Below are 382 nucleotides of genomic sequence, written 5' to 3'. Positions count from 1 at the left end.
TCGTCGAGCCCTTCGAGCGCCTTCAGATTGCACATCACGAAGGGCCGCTCGCCGCGCATCTTCTTCGCATCCGACGCCATCACGTCGAGGTTCGCGCCCACCAGCGGCGCGAGATCGGTCTTGTTGATCACGAGCAGATCCGATTTCGTGATGCCGGGTCCGCCCTTGCGCGGGATCTTCTCGCCGCCCGCGACATCGATCACGTAGATCGTCAGGTCCGACAGCTCCGGGCTGAAGGTTGCCGCGAGGTTGTCGCCACCCGATTCGATGAACACGATGTCCGCGTCCGGAAAACGCGTGAGCATGCGGTCGACGGCCTCGAGGTTGATCGACGCGTCCTCGCGGATCGCCGTGTGCGGGCAGCCGCCCGTCTCGACGCCCA

The 382-nt window shown here is 65.2% G+C and carries 1 protein-coding gene; it reads right to left on the bottom strand.

The window, feature by feature from the left end; genetic code table 11:
• On the bottom strand, positions 1 to 382 hold a 382-nt coding region (gene ureG, locus VSR82_RS40120; protein ID WP_498858940.1), incomplete at both ends, for an urease accessory protein UreG.

Origin of the sequence: Burkholderia sp. JPY481 (assembly GCF_038900515.1) — a bacterium.
Lineage (GTDB): Bacteria > Pseudomonadota > Gammaproteobacteria > Burkholderiales > Burkholderiaceae > Paraburkholderia > Paraburkholderia youngii.
Note: the sequence above shows the minus strand (reverse complement) of the source record. Positions and strands in the feature narration are given on the sequence as shown.